The 22,929-nt window shown below is 62.5% G+C and carries 17 protein-coding genes; 12 read left to right on the top strand and 5 right to left on the bottom strand.

What is annotated here, in order from left to right:
* The first annotated feature begins 70 nt into the window (after nt 1-70).
* From AX756_RS03835 to AX756_RS03855, 5 genes are all read left to right on the top strand, one after another.
* Nucleotides 71-739, top strand: coding sequence for a GntR family transcriptional regulator (locus AX756_RS03835; protein ID WP_321186430.1), 669 nt, complete (start codon nt 71-73; stop codon nt 737-739).
* Nucleotides 740-873: 134 nt separating this feature from the next.
* The gene (locus AX756_RS03840) at nt 874-2,244 is read left to right on the top strand and encodes a glutamine synthetase family protein (RefSeq protein ID WP_068308812.1); all 1,371 of its coding nucleotides are present in this window, start codon (nt 874-876) and stop codon (nt 2,242-2,244) included.
* An 18-nt stretch (nt 2,245-2,262) separates the two neighbouring features.
* Nucleotides 2,263-3,654, top strand: coding sequence for an aspartate aminotransferase family protein (locus tag AX756_RS03845; protein WP_068308815.1), 1,392 nt, complete (start codon nt 2,263-2,265; stop codon nt 3,652-3,654).
* Nucleotides 3,655-3,665: 11 nt separating this feature from the next.
* Nucleotides 3,666-4,967 (top strand): NAD(P)/FAD-dependent oxidoreductase, encoded by a 1,302-nt coding sequence (locus AX756_RS03850; protein ID WP_068309083.1) that lies wholly within the window; start codon nt 3,666-3,668, stop codon nt 4,965-4,967.
* A gap of 84 nt (nt 4,968-5,051) precedes the next feature.
* Nucleotides 5,052-6,305 (top strand): DNA polymerase IV, encoded by a 1,254-nt coding sequence (locus AX756_RS03855; protein ID WP_068308817.1) that lies wholly within the window; start codon nt 5,052-5,054, stop codon nt 6,303-6,305.
* A 14-nt stretch (nt 6,306-6,319) separates the two neighbouring features.
* On the opposite strand, the gene AX756_RS03860 is transcribed toward AX756_RS03855, so the two are convergent.
* The 5 genes from AX756_RS03860 to AX756_RS03880 all read right to left on the bottom strand — a co-directional run bounded on the left by AX756_RS03860 (nt 6,320) and on the right by AX756_RS03880 (nt 11,333).
* Complete coding sequence (locus tag AX756_RS03860; RefSeq protein WP_068308819.1) at nt 6,320-6,751, bottom strand: methylglyoxal synthase; 432 nt, start codon at nt 6,749-6,751, stop codon at nt 6,320-6,322.
* Nucleotides 6,752-6,865: 114 nt separating this feature from the next.
* Nucleotides 6,866-8,119 carry an ABC transporter permease subunit gene (locus AX756_RS03865; RefSeq protein WP_068309085.1) on the bottom strand — a complete coding sequence of 418 codons (1,254 nt, stop codon included), beginning with the start codon at nt 8,117-8,119 and terminating at the stop codon, nt 6,866-6,868.
* 5 nt (nt 8,120-8,124) lie between these two features.
* Nucleotides 8,125-8,931: a taurine ABC transporter ATP-binding protein gene (locus AX756_RS03870; protein ID WP_068308821.1), complete on the bottom strand. Its 807-nt coding sequence runs from the start codon at nt 8,929-8,931 to the stop codon at nt 8,125-8,127.
* 83 nt (nt 8,932-9,014) lie between these two features.
* Nucleotides 9,015-10,016, bottom strand: a complete 1,002-nt coding sequence (locus AX756_RS03875; protein WP_068308823.1) for a taurine ABC transporter substrate-binding protein — start codon at nt 10,014-10,016, stop codon at nt 9,015-9,017.
* 399 nt (nt 10,017-10,415) lie between these two features.
* A complete protein-coding gene (locus tag AX756_RS03880; RefSeq protein WP_068308825.1) occupies nt 10,416-11,333 on the bottom strand; it encodes a LysR substrate-binding domain-containing protein in 918 nt (305 codons plus the stop codon).
* A 499-nt stretch (nt 11,334-11,832) separates the two neighbouring features.
* On the opposite strand from AX756_RS03880, the gene pdxR reads away from it, so the two are divergent.
* The 7 genes from pdxR to AX756_RS03915 all read left to right on the top strand — a co-directional run bounded on the left by pdxR (nt 11,833) and on the right by AX756_RS03915 (nt 22,918).
* On the top strand, nt 11,833-13,305 hold the full coding sequence (gene pdxR, locus AX756_RS03885; protein WP_068308827.1) for a MocR-like pyridoxine biosynthesis transcription factor PdxR: 1,473 nt from the start codon (nt 11,833-11,835) through the stop codon (nt 13,303-13,305).
* Nucleotides 13,306-13,428: 123 nt separating this feature from the next.
* Nucleotides 13,429-14,934 (top strand): ArnT family glycosyltransferase, encoded by a 1,506-nt coding sequence (locus tag AX756_RS03890; RefSeq protein WP_082738924.1) that lies wholly within the window; start codon nt 13,429-13,431, stop codon nt 14,932-14,934.
* Nucleotides 14,935-15,070: 136 nt separating this feature from the next.
* Nucleotides 15,071-16,846, top strand: a complete 1,776-nt coding sequence (gene xsc, locus AX756_RS03895) for a sulfoacetaldehyde acetyltransferase (protein WP_068308831.1) — start codon at nt 15,071-15,073, stop codon at nt 16,844-16,846.
* A gap of 243 nt (nt 16,847-17,089) precedes the next feature.
* Complete coding sequence (locus AX756_RS03900) at nt 17,090-18,109, top strand: YeiH family protein (RefSeq protein WP_068308832.1); 1,020 nt, start codon at nt 17,090-17,092, stop codon at nt 18,107-18,109.
* Between the two features lie 218 nt (nt 18,110-18,327).
* On the top strand, nt 18,328-18,885 hold the full coding sequence (locus AX756_RS03905; protein ID WP_068309087.1) for a helix-turn-helix domain-containing protein: 558 nt from the start codon (nt 18,328-18,330) through the stop codon (nt 18,883-18,885).
* A 10-nt stretch (nt 18,886-18,895) separates the two neighbouring features.
* Nucleotides 18,896-21,337, top strand: coding sequence for a GcvT family protein (locus tag AX756_RS03910; protein ID WP_068308836.1), 2,442 nt, complete (start codon nt 18,896-18,898; stop codon nt 21,335-21,337).
* 36 nt (nt 21,338-21,373) lie between these two features.
* Nucleotides 21,374-22,918: a trimethylamine methyltransferase family protein gene (locus AX756_RS03915; protein WP_068308838.1), complete on the top strand. Its 1,545-nt coding sequence runs from the start codon at nt 21,374-21,376 to the stop codon at nt 22,916-22,918.
* Nucleotides 22,919-22,929 lie beyond the last annotated feature (11 nt).

The following is a 22,929-nucleotide window of genomic DNA, read 5'->3' on the forward strand; positions in this document are numbered from 1 at the left end:
TGGAAAGCAACCCCATCGTCATGGCGCCAGTGCGCTCCGGACACCCGTGACCAAGAAGAAGGCAACACTCGTGACCACGCAAGAGGCGAAAACACCGGAGCATCAGGCAATTTATCAGCGCCTGCGCGACCTTATCCTGTTCGGAGAAGTTGAACCGGGGCAGCCGGTTACGATCATGGGGCTGGCCGAAAGGATCGGCGCGGGCATGACCCCGATCCGGGAGGCCATCCGCCGCCTGACGACCGAAGGGGCGCTGACCACGCAGGGGAATCGGCGAATCTGCGTGCCCGTCCTGACGGAAAACCATCTGGAACAGATCGCCTATGCGCGCCTTTCGGTCGAACCGGAATTGGCGTTCCGCGCGGCAGAAAACACCGATTCACAGATGATTTCGGAGCTTCGGGCCATTGATTCCAGGCTCGACTCAGCGATCGAGAAAGGCCACATCCGCGGCTATCTCGAGCAGAATTACCGCTTCCATTTTCACCTCTACGAACGCGCCGAAGCAGACGTTCTTGAGACCCTCGCCAAGGGGTTGTGGATGCGCGTGGGTCCGTCGCTGCGAATCGTATGTGGACGTTACGGAACCTCGAATCTCCCCGATCAGCATGGTGCGACACTGGATGCACTCGTTGCAGGCGATCCGCACAAAGTTCGGGCAGCCATCGAACGGGATATCGCCCAGGGCCTCGATCAGATTCGCCAATCGATGATCGAATCAAACGCGTTCGACGGTTAAAAGGGCACCGATTGACAGCCAAAAAAATTTGATCATAACTTTGAGGCAAGATCGGCGCGACCGCGTTGCTGCGCCCTTCCACCTCATAACACAAGAGCCGCACCCCCCGATTGAGTGCCGCAAAAGGACAACCGATGTCTCGTCATCGCAACAGCTGGATCGAAAAACTGCCCGAGGCCTTTCAGGAGTATCTCGGCGACCGCCGGCTGGAAGAGGTCGAGGCGATCATCCCCGACATCGTCGGCATGTCCCGCGGCAAGGCGATGCCCAGCCACAAGTTCCGCCCGGACGAGACGTTCTTCCTGCCGATCTCTCTCTTCTATCAGACGATCTCGGGCGAATATGTCGACATGGAGATCGAGGACCAGTGGCTTGAGCGCGACATCGTCCTGCGCCCAGACATGAACACCGCGGTCGCCGCGCCATGGGCCGAAGATGCGACGCTGCAGGTGGTCTGCGATCTGGAAACCCGCGAAGGCGCGCCGCTGCCCATCGCGCCGCGAAACGTGCTGAAGCGCGTGCTCGACCTCTATTCGAAGCGAGGCTGGAAACCGGTGGTGGCACCGGAGCTCGAGTTTTACCTGACCAAGCCCAACACTGACCCCAACGAACCGATCGAGCCGCCGCTCGGCCGGACCGGTCGCAAGGGCGCGAGCCGTCAGGCCTATTCGATGGTCGCGGTCGACGAGTACGGCGAGGTGATCGACACGATCTATGACTATGCCGAAGCGCAAGGGCTGGAAATCGACACCGTCATCCAGGAAGGCGGCGCGGGGCAGATCGAGATCAACCTGCTGCATGGCGACCCGCTGAAGCAGGCCGACCATGTGTTCTATTTCAAGCGGACGATCCGCGAAGCGGCGCTGAAAAACGGCGTCTTCGCCACGTTCATGGCAAAACCCATGCGCGACGAGCCGGGCTCGGCGATGCACATCCACCAGTCGATCGTCGACGCGAAGGGAAAGAACATCTTCTCGGATGCCGACGGCAGCCCCTCGGCGGCCTTCCACCATTTCATCGGCGGTAGCCAGAAATACCTGATGTCGGTCGTCCCGCTTCTGGCACCTTATGTGAACTCCTTCCGCCGGTTCAATGCCGAGGGTATGAGCGCGCCGACGAACCTCGAATGGGGCAGCGACAACCGGACGACCGGCCTGCGTATCCCAATTTCCAAGCCAGTCGCGCGGCGGGTCGAGAACCGGGTGATCGGAATCGACTCCAACCCCTACCTCGCCATCGCCGCGAGCCTCGCTTGCGGCTATCTCGGCCTGGTGAATAAGACCGCCCCGCGCCCGGCCGCCGTGCACGAGGTGTTCGAATGCGAGCACCAACTCCCCGAGGGGCTGGCCCCCGCGCTGGATCTCTTCGACGAGGATCACGAGGTGCGCGAGGTGTTGGGACGAGAATTCTGCCAGCTTTACTCAGACATCAAGCACGCAGAACATGATGAATACAAACGCGAAATTTCGCCATGGGAGCGTCAGCACCTGCTGCTGAACGCCTGAGACGGAGAGGATACAGACATGAACATGATAACCAACCACCCGCCCACCGCCGAGCTTCAGGCACTGGACGCAGCCCACCACATGCATCCCTTCACCGCCGGCGCGGAGCTGGCTGCGAAAGGCGCGCGGATCATCACCCGCGCCAAGGGCGTGACGCTGACCGACAGCAACGGCAACCAGATTCTCGACGCGATGGCGGGCCTGTGGTGCGTCAATATCGGCTATGGCTGGGACAGCATCGCCGAGGTCGCCGCCCGCCAGATGCGCGAACTGCCCTATTACAACACCTTCTTCCAGACCTCCCACGTGCCCGTTATCGCGCTGAGCCAGAAGCTCGCCGAACTGGCGCCGGGGGATCTGAACCATGTCTTCTATGCCTCCGGCGGCTCGGATGCGAATGACACCAATGTCCGCCTCGTGCGCCACTACTGGGCGGCCAAGGGCAAGCCCACGAAAAAGACGATCATCAGCCGCATGAACGCCTATCACGGCTCGACCATGGCCGGCGCCTCGCTGGGTGGCATGACGGGGATGCACGCGCAGGGCGGGTTGCCGATCCCCGATATCACCCATATCGGCCAGCCCGACTGGTATTCCGAGGGTGGCGAGATGAGCCCGGAGGAATTCGGCCTGATGCGCGCCCGCGAGCTGGAAGCGAAGATCGCCGAGCTGGGCGAGGACAATGTCGCCGCCTTCATCGCCGAGCCGATCCAGGGCGCCGGCGGCGTTATCATCCCGCCCGATAGCTACTGGCCGGAGATCCAGAAGATCTGCGACGCCCACGAGATCCTGCTGATCGCCGACGAGGTGATCTGTGGCTTCGGCCGCACCGGCAAGATGTTTGGCTCCCTGAGCTATGACATTCGCCCGCATATCATGACGGTGGCCAAGGGGCTTTCCTCCGGTTACGCGCCCATCGGCGCCTCCATCGTCTGCGACGAGGTGGCGAACACGGTCGGCGAGGCGGGCGATTTCAACCACGGCTACACCTATTCCGGCCACCCGGTCTCCTGTGCTGTCGCGCTGGAGAACCTGCGCATCCTCGAAGAGGAGAAGATGGTGGAGAACGTGGCCTCCGTCACCGGCCCCTATCTCAAGGAGAGATGGGAGCAACTCGCCGACCACCCGCTTGTGGGCGAAGCGAAGATCAAGGGTTTCATGGCATCGCTTGCGATGACCCCGGACAAGGCCGCCCGTGCGCCCTTCGAGGCACCGAAGGGAACCGTTGGCCTGATCGCACGTGGCCATAGTTTCGGGGGCAACCTGATCATGCGCCATGTCGGCGACCGGATGATTATCGCCCCGCCGCTCATTCTGAGCCGTTCCGACGTGGACGTGCTGATCGAACGTGCGGTCAAGGCGCTGGATCTCACGCTGGCCGAGATCAAGAACAAGGGTCTCTACAAGTAAAGGTGTCCGCCATGGACCTGCTGACGGCAAATGACCGGCCCGGGGAGTATCCCGGGTCGTACCACGCATCGATTGCCCGGCAATTGCCCCCCTTCCCCAAAGCCGAAGGCGCGTTGCGGGCGGATGTCTGCATTATCGGCGCGGGCTATACCGGGCTCTCGGCCGCGCTGCACCTGCGCCAGCGCGGTTATGACGTGGTGGTGCTGGAGGCGCAGCGCGTTGGCTTTGGGGCGTCCGGGCGCAATGGTGGGCATGTCACGGCTGGCCAGCGCATCGAACAGGACGACCTCGAAGCGATGATGGGCAAGGAAACGGCCCACAAGCTTTGGGATATCGGCAATCAGGCCGTGGATCTGGTCCGCACGCTGTCGCGCGACCCGGCGGTAGAGACCGATTTCCATGACGGTATCATCCATGCCGACCACCGCGCCCGCCACGTCGCCCATGACCACGCCTATGCCCGCAAGCTGCAGGAAGAATATGGCTATGACCTGATCCGCCCATTGGACCGGGACGAAATGCGCCACATGGTCGGCAGCCCGGCATATCACGGCGGCACGCTGGACATGGGCTCGGGCCATATCGACCCGCTGCAATTCGCGCTCGGCCTGGCGCGGATGGCGGTCTCTGCGGGCGCACGGATCTTCGAAGCATCCAAGGTGAAGCACATCGAGGAAGGCGCACCGGCCCGGGTTCGGACAGAAAGTGCCGAGGTGACCGCCGATCACGTGATCCTGGCCTGTAACGGGTACTTGGGCGGGCTGAACGCGCATGTCGCCGCCCGCGTCATGCCGATCAACAATTTCGTCGCAACCACGGAGCCGATGAGTCCTGAGGAGCAGGAAAGCTTGATCCGCGATAACCACGCTGTCTCGGACAGCAAGTTCGTGGTCAATTACTTCCGTTTCTCCGATGATCACCGTCTGATTTTCGGTGGCGGCGAGAGCTACGGCTATCGCTTCCCTTCCGACATACGGGCAAAGGTCATGAAACCGATGCTGGAGATCTATCCACAGCTCAAGGGAGCGAAGCTCTCCCATGCCTGGGGTGGAACACTGGCAATCACCATGAACCGCATGCCGCATTTCGCCCGGCTGGCAGGCAATATCCTGAGTTTTTCCGGCTATTCTGGCCATGGTCTTGCGCTTGGCACCCTCGCGGGGCAGATCGCGGCGGAAACCATTGCCGGGAAGGCCGAACGGTTCGATGTCATGGCTTCCGTGCCGACGCCCCGCTTCCCGGGCGGCGCGGCGTTGCGCTCGCCATTGCTGGTTCTGGCCATGCTCTGGTATTCGATGCGGGACAAGCTCTGAGCTTGGGCCAAGGGGGCTGTTTGGCCCCCCGCCCCGGTGCGGTTCCCCCTCGAAGCAGACAGCGGAAAGCGTTAGTCTTGGGTCATGCCCGCTCTTTGCCGAGATTGCCTTGAGAGTTTCGAGACCGGACGACGTTGTCCGGCTTGCGGCAGCCCGCGCGTGCTCTCGCATCCCGAATTGTTCGATCTGACCATCGCCCATATGGATTGTGACGCGTTTTTCGCGTCCGTGCACAAGGCGATGGATCCGGAACTTGCCGACAAGCCGGTCATCGTCGGCGGCGGTGATCGCGGGGTCGTTTCGACCTGCTGCTATATTGCACGCCTCTATGGGGTTCGCTCCGCCATGCCGGCTTTTCAGGCGCGCAAGCTTTGCCCGGAGGCGATCTGGGTGAAGCCGCGACATGACATCTACACCCGGGTGTCGCGGCAGATCCGTGACATCATGGAAGAGATGACGCCCTCCATCGAGCCCCTTTCGCTGGACGAGGCCTTTCTGGACATGACCGGAACGGCCCGCCTGCACCACGCGCCGCCGGCGGTGATGCTGGCGCGCCTTGTGCGTCGCATGGAAGCAGAGATCGGCATCTCTGGCTCCATCGGCCTCAGCCATTGCAAATTCCTGGCCAAGGTGGCGAGCGATCTTGAAAAGCCCCGGGGGTTCTCGGTGATCGGGGAAGCCGAGACACTGGATTTCCTCGCCGACAAACCGGTCTCGCTGATCTGGGGCGTTGGCGCCGTGACGCAACAAGCCCTGTCGCGCGCGGGCATTCGCACGTTCTCCGATCTGCGCCGTTGGGATCGCAAAGCGCTGCACGACAGGTTCGGCAAACAAGGCGACAGGCTCTGGCATCTGGCGCGGGGCGAAGATGCCCGCCGGGTATCCAGCCGCTCCCCGGTGAAATCGATCTCAAAGGAGACAACATTCCAGACCGATATCAGCGCATTGGATGCCCTGGAGGGGCATGCCTGGCGCCTTGCCGAGAAGGTCTCGGACCGCGCCAAGGGCAAGAATTTGGCCGGCCGGGTTGTCACGCTCAAACTCAAGCGCGCCGACCACAAGATCCTGACGCGCCGCCATGCGCTGGACGAGCCGACCCAGCTTGCCCAGCGGATCTATGCCGAGGCGACGCCGCTACTGGCGCAAGCGCTGGAGGCCGGACCGTTTCGCCTTTTGGGGATCGGCCTTTCGGAGTTGGTGCCCGCTGCCGAAGCGGATCTGACGGGTGACCTTCTGGATCCACAAGCCAGCGCCCGGGCGGCCGCGGAACGTGCGACCGATGCCATTCGCGAGCGTTTCGGCAAAGATGCGATCTTCAAGGGCCGGTCGATCCGCTGAGACCGGCCGGCGGCTCAGCGGGCATGCGCGGCTTCTTCCTCACGCGGCTCGTATTCGGCGTCGATCATGTCGGAAGCGATCACGAAATCGGCCGAGGCGGCGTTGCAGGCCATGACCACCTGTTCGAGCGTGGCGATGCGGGTCAGCGCCTTCACATCCACATCATGCGGCATAGAGGTCAGCGGGTCGGTGAAAAAGATCAGCACGTCGAGCCGCCCTTCCGCGATCATGGCGCCGAGCTGTTGATCGCCGCCGAGCGGGCCGCTCTTGAGCCGCGTCACCTCAAGCTCTGCGCCTTCCGCGACCTTGCCGCCCGTGGTGCCGGTACCGAAAAGCTCGTGGCGCGACAGCACCTCGCGGTTGCGCTTCGCCCAGGCGACGATCGCCGGTTTCATCGCGTCATGCGCAACCAGCGCGATGCGCTTGCGCGCGGGCATGATAGTCATCGGAAAGCTCCCAAGCTGCCTGGAAAAAACGGAAAGTCCCGGCCGGAGAAGCCGGGGCCTTGCCTTGTCATATCGACCAGAGCCGCGTTGCTTGCAACAGCGCCGGGCCGCGACCTAGGAGCGCCCTTTCCATGGTACGAGCACGCGCTCGGCCTGCCGCATGAGGATGTCGATGCCGTACCCAATGATCCCGATCAGGATGATGCCCATGATGACAATGTCGGTGAGCTGGAACTTTGACGCGGCGATGATCATCATCCCGGCGCCCTTCTGCGCGGCGACCAGTTCGGCGGCAACCACCGTGCCCCAGCAGACGCCCATGGCAACCCGTGCGCCGGTAAAGATCTCCGGCAGGGAGTTGGGAACGATGACATGGCTCAGCACCTGGCGTTTCGAAGCGCCAAGGGAATAGGCGGCGTGTACCTTGGAGATATTGACGCCCGAAACCCCGGCTCGTGCGGCGATGGTCATGATCCAGAGCGCGGCGAGGAAGAGCAGCACGATCTTGCCCGTCTCCCAGATGCCGAACCAGATGATCACCAGCGGGATCAGCGCCAGTGGCGGAACCGGGCGCATGAATTCGACGATCGGATCGAACCAACCGCGCACCCAGCCCGAAAGGCCCATCGCGTAACCCAGCGGAATCCCGACGAGCGAGCCCAGCACGAAGCCCGCGATCACCCGCAGGAGCGACCAGCCGAGATGCTCCCAAAGGGTGAAGTTCTGGTAGCCGTCGGTGGCGATCTCGAAGAAGCGTTCCAGCACGGCCTCCGGCGACGGCATCCAGATCGGCTCCATCTGCAGCCCCTTGGCGGGCTCGAAATTGAGCGAGCCCTTGGCTGTCATCGTCACCTTGCCGTCGGACACTTTCACGCTCTGCTCCGGTGCGATGGGCTGGCCGTCAACGGCGATAACCTCCGCCCCCTCACCGTCATTCTTCACCGCCCGGATCAGCACCGAGCGCCAGGCGCCGACGGTGGCCGCATCGTCCTGCGCCCAACCGTCTGTGGGGGCCAGTTCAGGGTCATCGACCTTGTCGCCGACAGGGTGCACGATCACGTGGACCGTGGCATCCGCCTCCGCCCCGCTCACATCCCGCGCGGTGTAGGTAAAAGAGGTATCGCCGATGAACGGCCCCGGCACATGCACGGGTGCCCATTTCGATCCGGTAAAGGACCCCCAGATCAGGAAGATCACAACCACCGAGATGACCGACGCCCAGCGATCGGGACGTATCGCGCTCTCGTCGCCGAAGGTCACGGTCTTCAGGCTGTTGAAATCATGTTCTTTCTTTCCCAGCCAATGGACAAGACGGACAAGGAAATACCCACCGATAAACAGCGCCACATAAATCGCGAGCAGAAGAATTCCGGTCATGCGACATCCTCCGCGCGGCCCATGATCTCTTCTTCCATTTCCCAGATCATCGACAGGATCTCGTCGCGGGTCTCGCCGAAAGCGGGATCCTTCTTGACCTCGCGCAGGTCCGCGCCAACGCCGCGATCGGCAAAGGGAAGATCGTATTCGCGATAGATGCGGCCCGGACGCGGCGCCATGACGATCAGCCGTTCGCCGAGAAGCAGCGCTTCCTCCACCGAGTGCGTGATCAGGATCACCGTCTTTCCGGTCTCCTTCCAGAGCTTGAGCACAAGCCCCTGCATCTTCTCCCGCGTCAGTGCATCCAGCGCGCCCAGCGGTTCGTCCATCAGGATCACGTCAGGGTCATTGGCCAGACAGCGCGCGAGCGCCACGCGCTGCTGCATGCCGCCGGACAGCTCGTAGACCGACTTTTCCTTGAAATCCTGCAAGCCCACCGTTTCCAGAAGGTGATCGACAATCTCGTCACGCTCCTTCTTGGGCATGCCCTTCATCCGCGGGCCGAAATCCACGTTCTTGCGCACGCTCATCCATTCGAAAAGCGCGCCTCTCTGAAACACCATCCCGCGCTCGGCATCCGGCCCGGACACCTTGTGCCCATTCATGCGCACCTGCCCCTCGGTCGGTGCCAGAAAGCCCGCCACGATATTCAGAAGGGTCGTCTTGCCACAACCCGACGGGCCGAGAACGGAAACGATCTCGCCGGTCTTGATCTCCATCGAAACATCCCGCAGCGCCAGCACGCTCTCGCCGTTGGGAAGGTCAAACCGCATGGAAATATGCTCGATATGCAGGCCGTCCATTGGGGGCGGTCCCTCCGATCTTTCATGAGTTCTGAAAAATGGGCGGCCCCCGAAGGCGCCGCCCCTTCGCGAGTGGTGTTCGATTACATGTCGCTTGCCTCGGCGAGGTAGCTGCTGTCGACAGCCGCCTCGTAGCTGTCGAGCGAGGCCGGGATGGAGCCCGCATCCTGGAAGACCTTGGCCACGCCAAGCATGAATTCCTGCGCGCCGCCACCGAGCCATTTTCCGGTGAGCTGCTCTTCGACAGAGGGGAAGATGAAGGTCTCGATGGTTTCCTTCGTCGCGTCCAGATCCATACCGGCATCCTTGGCGATCACTTCGAGCATCTCGTCGGTATTCTCGCCCGCGTTCCACATGGCATTGGCCTCGGCGGTCACGGCGAGGAACTTCGTCAGCATTTCGCCATTCTCGGCGGCAAAGCCGGCCGGAACAGAGGTCACGTCGAAGACGAGGATCCCAAGCTCTTCCTTCTCGGCGCCGGTCAGAAGTACGTTGCCATGCTCCTTCATCCGCCGCAGCGCGCCGCCCCAGCCGCAGACCATGTCCAGGTTGCCCTGGGCAAAGGCCGCCGCGCCATCGGCCGGCGCCATATCCACGATCTCCATCGTGGTGATATCGACGCCGAAATGGTTCATCTGCTTGAGGAAGCCATAATGCGCCGCCGTCCCGATCGGCACACCGACCTTCTTTCCTTCAAGCTCCTTGGCGGAATCCTTGTCGATCTCCAGCGCCTCGGCCACGACGCAGTTGTCGTTCTCCGAATAGGAGACGGCTACGTCGACGATCTGAAGGTCCTGTCCGGCCGAGGCCGCGACGACGAAGGGCGGCACCCCCTGGCTCACCGAGATCTGCACATCGCCCGAAGCCATCGCGGCGGACATGGCGGTACCGGCATCGAAGGAGACCCAGTTGACCTCCACGCCCAAGGCCTCGTCATACATGCCGGTGGCCTTGGCATATTGGAACGGCATCGGCCATTCGAGGAAATAGGCGACGGTCAGGTTATCCATCGCCAACGCCGCCTGGCCGCCACCCAGTAGCGCGGCACCGGCGACCGCTCCGAGAAGTCTGTTCTTGAATTTCATGCGTTTCACTCTCCTGTTGCTTCGCAGATTCGCGGGATTTCCCGTCTGTTTGGCCGAAATGGCCCCTCTGCATGTCTGAAAGCCTACGCGAGAAGTGGTGCCTGACAACAGCACAGGATTTCTGGCATCACGGCAATCTGGAAACTGGACCTAAAGCGGGTCCTTTTTCCGTGCAGTTTGGCAACTATTTCGCCGGTCAATGGAAAGCTTGGCATTCGGCGTTCAGAAAACCGGGTCGCCGCCGCTCCGGGGTGCGCTCGGCCGCGCAGGCGCCCGATCCAATTGGACCGGAGCGCTCCCGCCGGTTTCCCTCGCTTCAAGGAAGCTCTGGAAACGGTTGGGGGTGGCCGCGCCTTTGGCGCGGTGGGCGCAGGGCTGTCCCTGCCGGTGGCCAGTCCATCACAGAAGGCTCGCACATCTTTTGCGATCGACGGCGGCGGCCGCGTGGATCCAGTCGGAAAAGACCCGGACCTTGGGATCGTCCCATTTGTCCCGGTGGGCGATCAGGCTGATATCCCCGTTTGGCGAGCGGCAGATACGGTCGGGAAAGGGCAGGCGCAACAATCCGCGTTCGAGTTCCTCCCGGCAAAGGACAAGATCGCCCATGACGACCCCCGCCCCGATCACCGCCGCGCGGGTCGCCATGTCGAGATTCGGGAACACGTCGCCGGACGCGGCTGTCAAACCGTCCGCCGGGAAGGCATCCAGCCATGTGCGCCAGTCCGTCCGGTCCGCGGTTTCGTGCAGGAGCTTGAACCGGGCCAGATCTTGCGGCCGAGACAACGTCTTTTCACCCTCAGTCATCGCCGGTGCGCAGGCGGGAGAGAGCAGGATCGGGAAGAGAGGGCGGTTCTCGATCTCCGGGTGCCGTCCGGGCCAGAACTCGAAGGAGAACCCCACATCGTATTCGGCGGGGACATAGCCGTCTCCGCCGTGAAAATCCGTCGTCAGACGCAGCCGGATCTCGGGATGTTCGGCCCGGAACGCCTCCAGCCGGGGAATCAGCCAGCGGATCGAGGTGGCGGGCGGGCATATGATCCGCAGATCCGTCGCCCGCTCCGACAACCGGTCTGCCGCTTCGGCGATCTGACCAAAGGCATTGGTGAGTACGGGCAGCAACTCCCTGCCCGCTTCGGTCAGTTCGACACCCCGGGCATGACGCCGGAAAAGCGGCACACCTACATGCGCCTCCAGGGTTTTGACATGCCGGCTCACGGCACCGCGCGTCACGCAAAGCTCATCGGCCGCGGCAATGAAACCGCCGTGCCGGGCTGCGGCTTCAAACGCCTTGAGTGCATTGAGAGGGGGAAGTTTCATATCGACCCTTGGATTAGTTTTCCTGATCCACCCTGGCAATTTTACTGGTTTGAGCGAAGTCACCGTATCACGCTAAGAAAGCAAATGAAGATAGATTTGCGGAGATCATGATGTCGAATACTACATACTTCCCATTATTCTCGTCGTCGCCTCGCCCCCTCCCTCGACGCCCCAAAGACCAAACGACGAGGAATTGTCATCCAAATACCACGGAAGCGCGTCTGCAGGATCTGCTGTGCGAGTTCAAGCGTCTCGCCGTGATCGGGCCGCATTTGCTGGAGGATATCGGGTTCCGCCGCAACCCGCAGACCAGCTCTCCCGCCCGTGATATATGGGAGCGCGACGGGATGCGCATCGCTCTGGAAACGGCAACTGGACAAGCACGGTATCTGCCGCCCCCCGACGGCCCCTAACACCCGACAGCCCCTAACAGTTGTGATGGCGTGGGAGCAGGCAGCGCGATACGATAGGGCCAGTTTTTCCCGTCATAGGGCCAGATATGGCAATTCCTGCGGAAACCTTCTTTCTCGATCCGGATAGCGACCGGACACTGCAACAGCAGATCCAGAAATGCATCGCCGAGGCGATCCTGTCCGGACGTTTCCGGCACGGCGAAAAGATGCCCTCGACCCGAAAGCTCGCCGAGCATCTGGGGATCGCCCGAATCACGGTCACCATCGCCTATACCGAGCTGGTGGCGAATGACTACCTCACCTCGCGTGGTCGATCGGGCTATTTCATCTCCGATAACGCGCCCCGCCCACCCGATTTCCCGTCTTCCCAAACCAAACCCTCGTCGCAGGTCGACTGGAGCCGGGCCCTCGGGCGGCGGTATTCCGGCTATGTCTCGATCACCCGCCCGCCCGACTGGAACAGCTTCCGCTTCCCTTTCATCTATGGACAGGCCGACCCGAGGCTTTTCGATCACCAGAACTGGCGTCTTTGCGCGCTTCAGGCGCTCGGACAGAAGGATTTCGAAGCGCTCACCTCGGATTACTACGAGCGCGACGACCCGCACCTCGTGGAATACATCCTGCGCCACATCCTGCCCCGGCGCGGTATTGCGGCGCGTCCGGAGGAGATCCTGCTCACGATGGGGGCGCAGAATGCGCTCTGGACAGCGGCACAGATCCTACTCACGCAACGGCGCACGGCAGCGCATGAGACCCCCTGCTATCCGGGGCTGCGCGAGATCCTGACCCAGACCCGCTGTAACACGGTCGCCGTGGATGTCGATTCCAAGGGTTTGCCGCCGGAGAAGTTGCCATCAGGGGTGGACGTCGTTTTCACCACCCCCAGCCACCATTGCCCGAGCAATGCCACCATGCCGCTGGAGCGGCGCAAGGCGTTGCTGGAGCGGTCCGTGCGGGAAGGGTTCCTGATCGTCGAGGATGATTACGAATTCGAGCTGTCCTTCGTGAAATCCCCGTCCCCGGCGCTCAAGTCGCTCGATAAGGCCGGAACGGTTATTTATACCGGGTCCTTCTCGAAGTCGCTCTTTCCAGGGCTTCGGCTCGGCTATCTCGTCGCCCCCGAACCCTTTATCCAGGAAGCCCGCGCCCTGCGCGCGCTGGTGCTGCGTCACCCGCCCGGACATATCCAGCGCACTGTCGCCTATTTCCTCTCACTCGGCCATTACGATGCCCAGATCAGCCGGATGGGCCGAGCCTATCGCGAGCGGCGCGGTGTGATGGAGCAAAGCCTGCGGGAGCATGGCCTGACATTGGCCGGGACCGAAACCTATGGCGGCTCGTCCTACTGGATGCAGGCGCCTGAACAGGTGGACACCGGCGCGCTTTCGCGGCAACTGCGCGCCGACGGTGTTTTGATCGAACCCGGTCAGGTCTTTTTCGGTCCCGGAACAACGAAGCGGCGCTATTACCGGATCGCCTATTCTTCCATCGCATCCGAACGCATCCCCGAGGGCATTCGGCTTATTTCCAAGGCGATCCAGGCCGCGCTATCTCCCTGATACGCAAAAACCCGCGAAAGCCCGCTCAACCAAGCTCGGCGTGATTGATCCCGTTGGAAGCTGTGATAATCAGATTCACTTGTAGTTGCCCCGAAATGCCAGGCTCCAGGACAGAGGCCGACGATGAACATAACGTTGCCTGACAACATCTCCGCACAGAAGGACTCCCCTGCTTTGCGATTGCTGCCATGGGCAATTACGGCGTTGCTTCTTGGCCTAATCTGGTCCGCACAGCTCCAGCTCCTTCCGCTCGGCGGCTACCATTACTATGACGAGTACCACACGCTCGACCGCACGACGGCCTTCGCTGCGCATGAAGACTGGTTTACCGTGTATTCCTACCAGGAACCCAGTTTCCGAAAACCGCCCCTGCAATACTGGATGGGAGCGGGACTGTTGGAAGCGGGCGTGGATGAGTTTACGGCCCTGCGGATTCCGTCGCTGCTGTTCTCTCTGGGCGGCATGTTTGCTGCGGCGATGCTGGCCGCGGCCATCATGCCTCAAAGCCTATGGGCAGCACCCGGAGCGGTGTTGCTCCTTGCCAGCTCCAACATGTACTGGGACCATGCACTGTCTGCCATGCTGGACAGCGGCGCGGCCTTCTTTGCTGCATTGGCACTCACTGCCGCCATCTTCGCGCTGAAACGCCCTGCCTGGTGGTATGTCGCGGGCATCGCTATCGCGCTTGGCGCTCTGCAGAAGGCCCCCATCGGCCTCGTTCTCGTTGGTTTCTTCCTGCTATTCCTGTCGCTCACCCGGCGCCGGCATGGGCTGGACTTCCGCTCCATCCGCGCAGAACGAGCCTTTCGCATTGGGCTCTGGATCGCAATGGCCGGCACCTTTGCCTGGCCGCTTCTGCAAAGCTTCACCCATGGCTTCAGCGCCTTCGAGGAGTCCTTCGGCAAGCAGATGCTCCAGCGTTTCACGCCAACCGACAAAAGCGATCACGTTCGTTCCATGGCCGACCTCAACGAACTGCTCATCGGTGGCGAAGCCGTGCTTCGTGGGCTTGGTATCGCTGCACTCGTCTGGTTGCCCTGGCGACTGCAAAGGCCGGAGTTGCTGCCTCTACCGATGCTCTTCGGCCTCTTCGCGCTGGCCATGACGGTCGCCAGTGGCCATGTCACCCCACGCTATACGCTGGTCTTCCTTCCGCTGCTGGCCGCGGCGTTATCCTGCGTACTTGTCTCGCTGCTGCCCCGCCGCGAATGGGCCGGGCTCGCCCTTGCGGCCGGTATCTCCACACTGGTCGGCGGACCGGTCAAAACCCATACCGCGCTAGAGATCGCGCCCAGCGCCAGTGATGCCATACAGATCACCGCGCTCAAGGCGCTCGGCCAGTCCCTTCAGCCCTCTGAAACGCTGGTCATCTGCGCCCGTCCCGGCTCCCATGCCCGCATCACACCAGCGCTTGCGTCCCGTTACGCCGCAAATGGACGCCCTTTCGTCGGGCTGCGGGATCCCGGCAAACAATTCGAAGAGCAACTCGCAAACGGACGGCTCGACGGCCCTTTGCGCGGCATCTGCGCGCCCGAGGATCTCGACGCCTATTCGAACCACCTCCCGGGTCTCGAAACGGTATGGGATCTCCCACCCTATGTCATCTGGACCGCTTCTCGAGCGCAATAAGATCGGAGATCGGTGTCCATTGCCACTCTGGCACTAACGCGCATAGATATCTGGACCTAACGACACCGGGCCAGAGGTCGTTACAAAGCTGGTGAATCTGTTCCATCCCGGGGGCAGGCATTTTAGGAGATTCCCGATGAAGATGACGACCGAAGAGGCCTTCGTCAAAACCCTCCAGATGCACGGCATCGAGCATGCATTCGGCATCATCGGCTCAGCTTTCATGCCGATTTCCGACCTGTTTCCCAAGGCCGGAATCACCTTCTGGGATTGTGCACATGAGGGGTCCGGCGGGATGATGGCCGATGGCTACACCCGCGCCTCCGGCAAGATGTCGATGATGATCGCCCAGAACGGCCCCGGCATCACCAATTTCGTCACCGCCGTGAAAACTGCCTATTGGAACCACACGCCGCTGCTGCTCGTCACGCCGCAGGCGGCGAACAAGACTTTGGGCCAGGGCGGGTTTCAGGAAGTCGAACAGATGGCGCTGTTCAAGGACATGGTTGCCTATCAGGAGGAGGTCCGCGACCCCTCCCGCATGGCCGAGGTCCTGAACCGGGTGATCATGAATGCCAAGCGCGCCTCGGGCCCGGCACAGATCAACGTGCCGCGAGACTTCTTCACCCAACAGATCGATGTCGAGCTTCCGGCAATCGTCCAGTTCGAGCGCCCCTCCGGCGGCGAGGAGGCCATCGCACAGGCGGCGGACCTGCTGTCGAACGCCCGCTTTCCGGTGATCCTGAACGGGGCCGGTGTTGTACTGGGCGGCGCCATTCCCGCCTCCATCGCGCTGGCCGAACGGCTGACCGCACCGGTCTGCTGCGGTTATCAGCACAACGACGCCTTCCCTGGCTCGCATCCGCTCTTTGCCGGCCCGCTCGGCTATAACGGCAACAAGGCCGGGATGGAGCTGATCGCCAAGGCCGACGTCGTGCTCGCGCTCGGCACACGGCTCAACCCGTTCTCGACCCTGCCCGGCTACGGCATCGACTACTGGCCGACCAAGGCCAAGATTATCCAGGTCGATATCAATCCCGACCGGATCGGCCTGACCAAGCCGGTCACCGTGGGGATTGTCGGCGACAGCAAGAAGGTCGCCACCGCGATTCTGGCGAAACTCTCGGGCACGGCTGGCGATGAGGGTCGCGAAGAGCGCAAGAACCTGATCGCGAAGACGAAATCGGCCTGGGCGCAACAGCTTTCCTCGATGGATCACGAGGAGGACGACCCCGGTACCACCTGGAACGAACGCGCCCGTGCGGACAAGCCGGACTGGATGAGCCCGCGCATGGCATGGCGCGCCATTCAAGCGGCCCTGCCGAAGGAGGCGATCATCTCTTCCGATATCGGCAACAACTGCGCCATCGGCAACGCCTACCCGACTTTCGAGGATGGGCGGAAATACCTGGCCCCGGGCCTGTTCGGCCCCTGCGGTTACGGGTTGCCCTCGATCGTCGGCGCCAAGATCGCCAAGCCGGACACACCGGTTGTCGGCTTCTCGGGTGACGGCGCCTTCGGCATCGCCGTGACCGAGCTGACCGCCATTGGCCGCCCGGAATGGCCCGCCATCACCCAGATCGTGTTCCGGAACTACCAGTGGGGCGCGGAAAAGCGGAATTCCACGCTGTGGTATGACGACAATTTCGTCGGCACCGAACTGGATGACGGCGTGTCCTATGCCGGCATTGCTCAAGCCTGCGGCTTGCAGGGCGTGCAGGCGCGGACGATGGAAGAACTGACGACCGCTCTGACGCAAGCGCTCAAGGATCAGGCCGAAGGCAAGACCACGCTGATCGAGGCAATGATCAATCAGGAACTGGGCGAGCCCTTCCGGCGCGATGCCATGAAGAAGCCAGTGGAAGTGAGTGGCATCGATCCCGCTGACATGGTCAAGCAACAGGAAGCGTGAGGAAATCAGCCGAGATCGGCGGGACGGAGGGTTTCCACTGTTCGGGGCAGTGAACGGTCCTGCGGATCGTGCCTCTGGCGGAGATATTTTTAGAAAGACGAAAGCGTTTCTCGGCTTTCATCATCTCTCCTGATTTTCCTGGGGAAAGCGCTCGTAAAAGCGCGGGCGGCAACGCCCCCCCATCCGGTCTCTCCGACGGCCTCCAACCGATCTTTCGGCCGAATCGCCCCACGAGGAGCCTCCATGTCCGAAGCCACCGCCTCTATCGCCAACCTTCGCGGACAGGCCCAACGGCTGGCGCCCGGGATTGCGGTATCGGTCCTCGTCGCCATCACGGCGCAGTTCCTCGCCGAGCATTATGCCACCCCGGCCATGCTCCTTGCCCTGCTGCTTGGCATCGCGGTCAACTTCCTCGGCGAAGAAGGCGCCAATGCCCCCGGCATCGCCTTCTCGGCCCGAAGCCTGCTGCGTCTCGGTGTGGCCCTTCTGGGGGTTCGGATCTCGGTGGACCTCATGGCCGATCTCGGCGCGGAACTGATCGGGCTCGTGATTGCCGGCGTTCTCTGCACCATCCTTTTCGGCCTCGCGATCGGAAAGGTCTTTGGCCACAAATGGCGGTTCTCCCTGCTCACCGCCGGTTCGGTCGCGATCTGTGGTGCCTCCGCCGCGATGGCCATCTCCGCCATATTGCCCAAGGATGAACGTTCCGAGGAACGGCTCATCTTTACCGTTCTCGGTGTCACCGTGCTCTCGACCATCGCCATGATCGCCTACCCGATCCTCGTGGAGACCTTCGGCCTCGACGAGCGGCAAGGCGGCGTCTTCCTCGGCGGCACGATCCACGATGTGGCGCAGGTCGTGGGTGCCGGGTTCTCGATTTCAGAGACGACGGGCGATACGGCCACGTTGGTCAAGCTCATCCGCGTGTCGATGTTGGCACCGGTCGTGCTTGTCGCCTCGCTTCTCATCCGCCGCTTTGCCGACGCCCCGATCGATGGAAAACGCCCGCCGCTGCTGCCCGGCTTCGTCATCGGTTTCCTCGTGCTGGCCGCGCTGAATTCCCTCCATCTCATCCCGGCCTCCGCAGTCTTGTTCCTGTCACAAGCCTCGCGCTGGCTGCTGCTGACGGCAATCGCCGCAGTCGGCATGAAGACCCACCTCAAGGAAGTGCTCAGCGTGGGCCGGCTCGCCATTGCGCAGATCGTGGCCGAAACGTTGTTCATCGCGGTGTTCATCCTTGCGGGCGTGAAACTCATCGGCTGAGCCTACGGGCAATGTTCGAATCATTTCTCGCAGGCCCGCACCCCGCTCCGTTCGGATCCTGAACGGATTTTGAGCCTTTCTCTCGCCGCTTGACCTGTTTTTTCGTCCGTCGTGACATGGCTTTGGCCACGCGCCGCGCATTGCGTGAAATTTCCTTTGACAATTTCACGAAGGCCCATGAAATTTTTTTCACAAATTTCACGGACGCTCTCATCGCCATGGACGACGCCAACACCCTCGGACGCGACCTGCGCGCGCTGCGCAGCTCCCGCAAGATGACGCTGGAGGAGCTTGCCGCACGGCTCGATCGCTCTGTTGGCTGGTTGAGCCAGGTCGAGCGCGACATCTCCACGCCGCGCATGTCGGACCTTCGCGAGATCGCCGATGTGTTCGGCGTTCCGCTTTCGCTGCTCTTCGGCAATGCCGACGCGCCGGAGCAGGAACAGGGCCGCATCGTGCGCGCCACCGCCCGTCGGGTGATGGGCGAGGCGGATATGGGGCTGGTGGAGACACTCATCTCGCCCGATCTCACGGATAGCTTCGAGGTGATCCACTCGACCTTTCAACCCGGCTCTCGCCGCGCCAAGCCCATTTCACGCCCGACCCAGGAAGTCGCCTACCTCGTCTCGGGCAAGCTCGACATCTGGCTCGATGAAGACCCCTTCACACTCAAATCCGGTGATTCATTTCGCATCCGCGAGCAGTCCTACCGCTGGGCCAACCCCTATTCCGAACCTGCCATTGCAATCTGGGTGATTTCACCCCCCGTCTACTGAGGAAACGCGCATGTCCCTTCCCTCCACCGCTCGTGTCGTCATCATAGGCGGCGGCGTTGTCGGCGTCTCCACGCTCTATCACCTCGCCAAGGCAGGCTGGACGGATTGCGTCCTGCTGGAAAAGAACGAGTTGACGGCTGGCTCCACATGGCACGCTGCAGGCAACTGCCCGAGCTTCTCCGCGTCGTGGTCGGTGATGAACATGCAGCGCTACGGGCTTGAGCTGTATACCGGGCTTGCCGAGGCCACGGGCTATCCGATCAACTACAATGTCACCGGCTCCGTCCGGCTCGCCCATTCCGACCAGCGCATGCTGGAATTCGAGAAAGTCGCCGGCATGGGGCGTTACCAGGGGATCGAGATGCGGATCTGCTCCCCCGAGGAGCTTCTGGAATACCACCCCTTCATGGAGACCCACGATCTCGCCGGTGGCCTATGGGACCCGGTCGATGGCGATATCGATCCGTCCCAGCTGACACAGGCCATGGCCACGGGCGCGCGCGCGCTCAGCGCCCATGTCGAGCGCTTTTGCCCGGTCATCGGTGTCAGCCGCCAGAATGGCGAGTGGATCGTGCATACCGACAAGGGCGACGTGCGTTGCGAATATGTTGTGAACGCCGCAGGGTATTATGCCCAGAAGGTCTCCGAATGGTTCGTGCCCTTTGGCGGACGGCAGGCCCCTGCTGCGGTCATGGCGCACCAGTTCTTCCTGACCGAGGAGATCCCGGAGCTGAAGGCATGGACGCAGGAAAAGGGCCACAAACTGCCGATCCTGCGCGACGTCGACAGCTCCTATTACCTGCGGCAGGACACGTTCAGCCTCAATCTCGGTCCCTATGAACGGACCTGCAAATCGCATTGGAACACGCCGGACGACCCCTTCCCCGAGGATTTCTCCTTCCAGCTTTACCCCGACGATTTCGACCGGATCGAGTGGCATATCGAGGACGCCATGGCGCGCGTACCGATCCTTGGCAGCCAGGGCGTGCAGCGCAATATCAACGGCCCTATCCCCTATGCGCCCGATGGAAACCCGATGATTGGCCCGATGCCGGGCGTGCCGAACGCGTTCGAGGCGCATAGCTTTACTTTCGGCATCGCGCAGGGCGGCGGTGCGGGCAAGGTGGCCGCGGAATGGATCATGCATGGCATGACCGAATGGGACATGTGGTCCTGCGATCCGCGTCGCTACACCGATTACACTGACCCGCAGTATTGCATCGACAAGGCCATGGAGATCTATGGCAACGAATACGCGATGCATTTCCCGCATCACGCCTGGCCGGCGGCGCGGGATCGCAAGCTGTCGCCCGTCCACGACAAGGTCGTCGAACTTGGCGGCCAGATGGGCGCCTATAACGGCTGGGAGCGGGCGAACTGGTTCGCGCAGCCGGGCGACAACACCTCCGAGGAGGCCACGCAGACTTGGAACCGCTCCGGCCCCTGGCAGATCCGGATCAGGGAGGAATGCGAGGCCGTCCGCGACGGCGTTGGAGTGCTGGATCTGCCGGGCTTCTCCCGCTTTTCCCTATCGGGCGAAGGGACCGCCGAATGGCTACGAGGCAAGATTGCGGGATCTCTGTGCAAAATTGGCCGGATGACGCTGGCCTATTTCCCGGACACGCGCGGACGGATCCTGACCGAGATATCGGTGCTTCGGCATGGCGAAGACGAGTTTACCCTGATCACCGCCGCGGCAGCACAGTGGCATGATTACGAATTGCTGCGAAAGGATCTGCCCGAGGGGCTGTCGCTCGTGGACCGCACGAAGGAGCTTTCCACACTCATCGTGACCGGGCCGAAATCGCGCGAATTGCTTGCCGCCATCGCCGAGGCGGACCTGCAATCGGGCTGGCTCACCCACCAACAGGCCACCGTCGCGGGCAAGCCGGCGATGCTGGTGCGGGTGTCCTTTGCCGGCGAGCTTGGCTGGGAGATTCATGCCAGCTTCGACGACATGCCGACAATCTATGACGCGGTTCTGGCCGGTGGCGCCAAGCCATTTGGCATGTACGCGCTCAACTCCCTGCGATTGGAAAAGGGGTATCGGACCTGGAAGGGAGATTTGTCGACCGATTACACGCTCTTCGAGGGCGGACTGGACCGTTTCGTCAAGCTCGACAAGCCGCAGGATTTTCCCGGCAAGGCGGCACTGACGGCCGAGAAACAGCAGGGCGTCAAGAAGCGCTTCGTCCAGATGATCGTCGAGGCCGGTGCATATGATGCGCCCTACATGTCGACCGTCTGGCACGGCGACACAGTGGTGGGCGAGACGACTTCGGGCGACTGGGGCTACCGGGTGGGGGCCTCCATCGCCTTCGGGACGGTGCGGTCCGATCTGGCCGAACCGGGCACGGTGCTTGAGATCGAGATCTTCGGGCAACGTTGCAAGGCCGTCGTCCAGCCCGATCAACCTCTTTGGGATCCGGAAAACACACGTCTCCGGGCCTGAACCGCAACCGATGCCCTCCAGCGCGAAGAGGTGAGCATGACCGAAACTCCAACCCGCCGCCGTTCCGGGGGCCGTGCCGCGAGAACAGCCGCACGGGCCCAAAAGCTCCACGCCGATATCCGGCCCGTTCGCCCCGGCCTTCCGGGCGGGCAGTACAGGCCGCTATCGGACGCAGATGCCTTGCGCATTCACGAGGCGGCGCTGAGTGCGCTTGAACAGATCGGCTTTGCCAAGGCGCCGCCCTCGGCGGTCGGAATCCTGACCGGCGCGGGGGCCGATATGGGACCGGATGGCCGCATCCGCTTCCCGCGTGCGCTGGTCGAGGACATGCTGGTCAAGGCCAGCCGCGGCATCACCCTGCATGGCCGCGACCCGGCCTATGACCTCCACCTGGAAGGGACCAACACCCATTACGGCACAGCAGGTGCGGCCGTTCACATGGTGGACCCCTTCACCGGCAGCTATCGCGATCCGGAAATGCAGGATCTTTATGATGCCGCGCGACTGGTGCAGGCGCTCGACAATGTGCATTTCCTTCAACGCCCGGTTGTCTGCCGGGAATTCACGGATAATGCGGAGCTGGACCTGCACACGCTCTATGCGGCCTGCGCGGGAACGACGAAACATATCGGCACCTCCTTTACCGAAGCCGCCAATGTGCCGGCTTGCATCGAGATGCTGCACGAAATCGCGGGCGGAGAGGCCGCATGGCGGGAGCGGCCCTTCGTCTCCAATTCCAACTGCTTCGTGGTGCCCCCTTTCACCTTTGCCGAGGAAAGCTGCGAGGTGATGGAAACCTGCATCCGTGCGGGCATGCCGGTGCTGTTGCTCTCGGCCGGACAGGCCGGGGCGACGGCCCCCGCGCCCATCGCCACGGCCGTGGTACAGGCGGTGGCGGAATGCCTCGCGGGTGTCGTCTACGTCAACGCGCTAGCACCCGGGCACACGGCCATCTTCGGCACATGGCCATTCGTCTCCGACCTGCGCACCGGGGCAATGTCGGGCGGGTCGGGCGAACAGGCCCTGCTGACAGCCGCCTGCGCCCAGATGCACCAGTTCTACGGCCTGCCCGGCGGCGCCGCCGCAGGTATCGCCGATTCCAAGCTGCCAGACATGCAGGCAGGCTGGGAGCAGGCCATTTCCAATGTCATGGCCGGGCTTTCAGGGCTCAACATGATCTATGAAGCGGCCGGAATGCATGCATCGCTCATGGGTTTCTGCCTTGAAAGCCTCGTGCTTGGAAATGACCTGCTCGGGCAGGTGCAGCGCTGCGTGCGCGGGGTCGATGTCCGGGACGAATACGTCTCCATCGACGTCATGAAATCGGTGATCCTTGACGGGCCGGGCCATTACCTCGGCCATGCACAGACGCTGCGTTTGATGCAGACCGAGTACATTTACCCCGAGCTTGCCGACCGCTCCTCGCCCAAGGAATGGGTCGAGAAAGGCCAGCCGATGCTGCTCGACCGTGCGCGCCGGCGCAAGGAGGAGATCCTTGGCCGGGATGGGCACATGTTCGCCCCCGATCTGGAAGCCCGGCTTCGGGACAAATTCGCCTTGCGGCCATTGAGACGGGAGTGACCCCATGGCGG

This window comes from Aliiruegeria sabulilitoris (assembly GCF_001558155.1).
GTDB lineage: Bacteria > Pseudomonadota > Alphaproteobacteria > Rhodobacterales > Rhodobacteraceae > Tropicimonas > Tropicimonas sabulilitoris.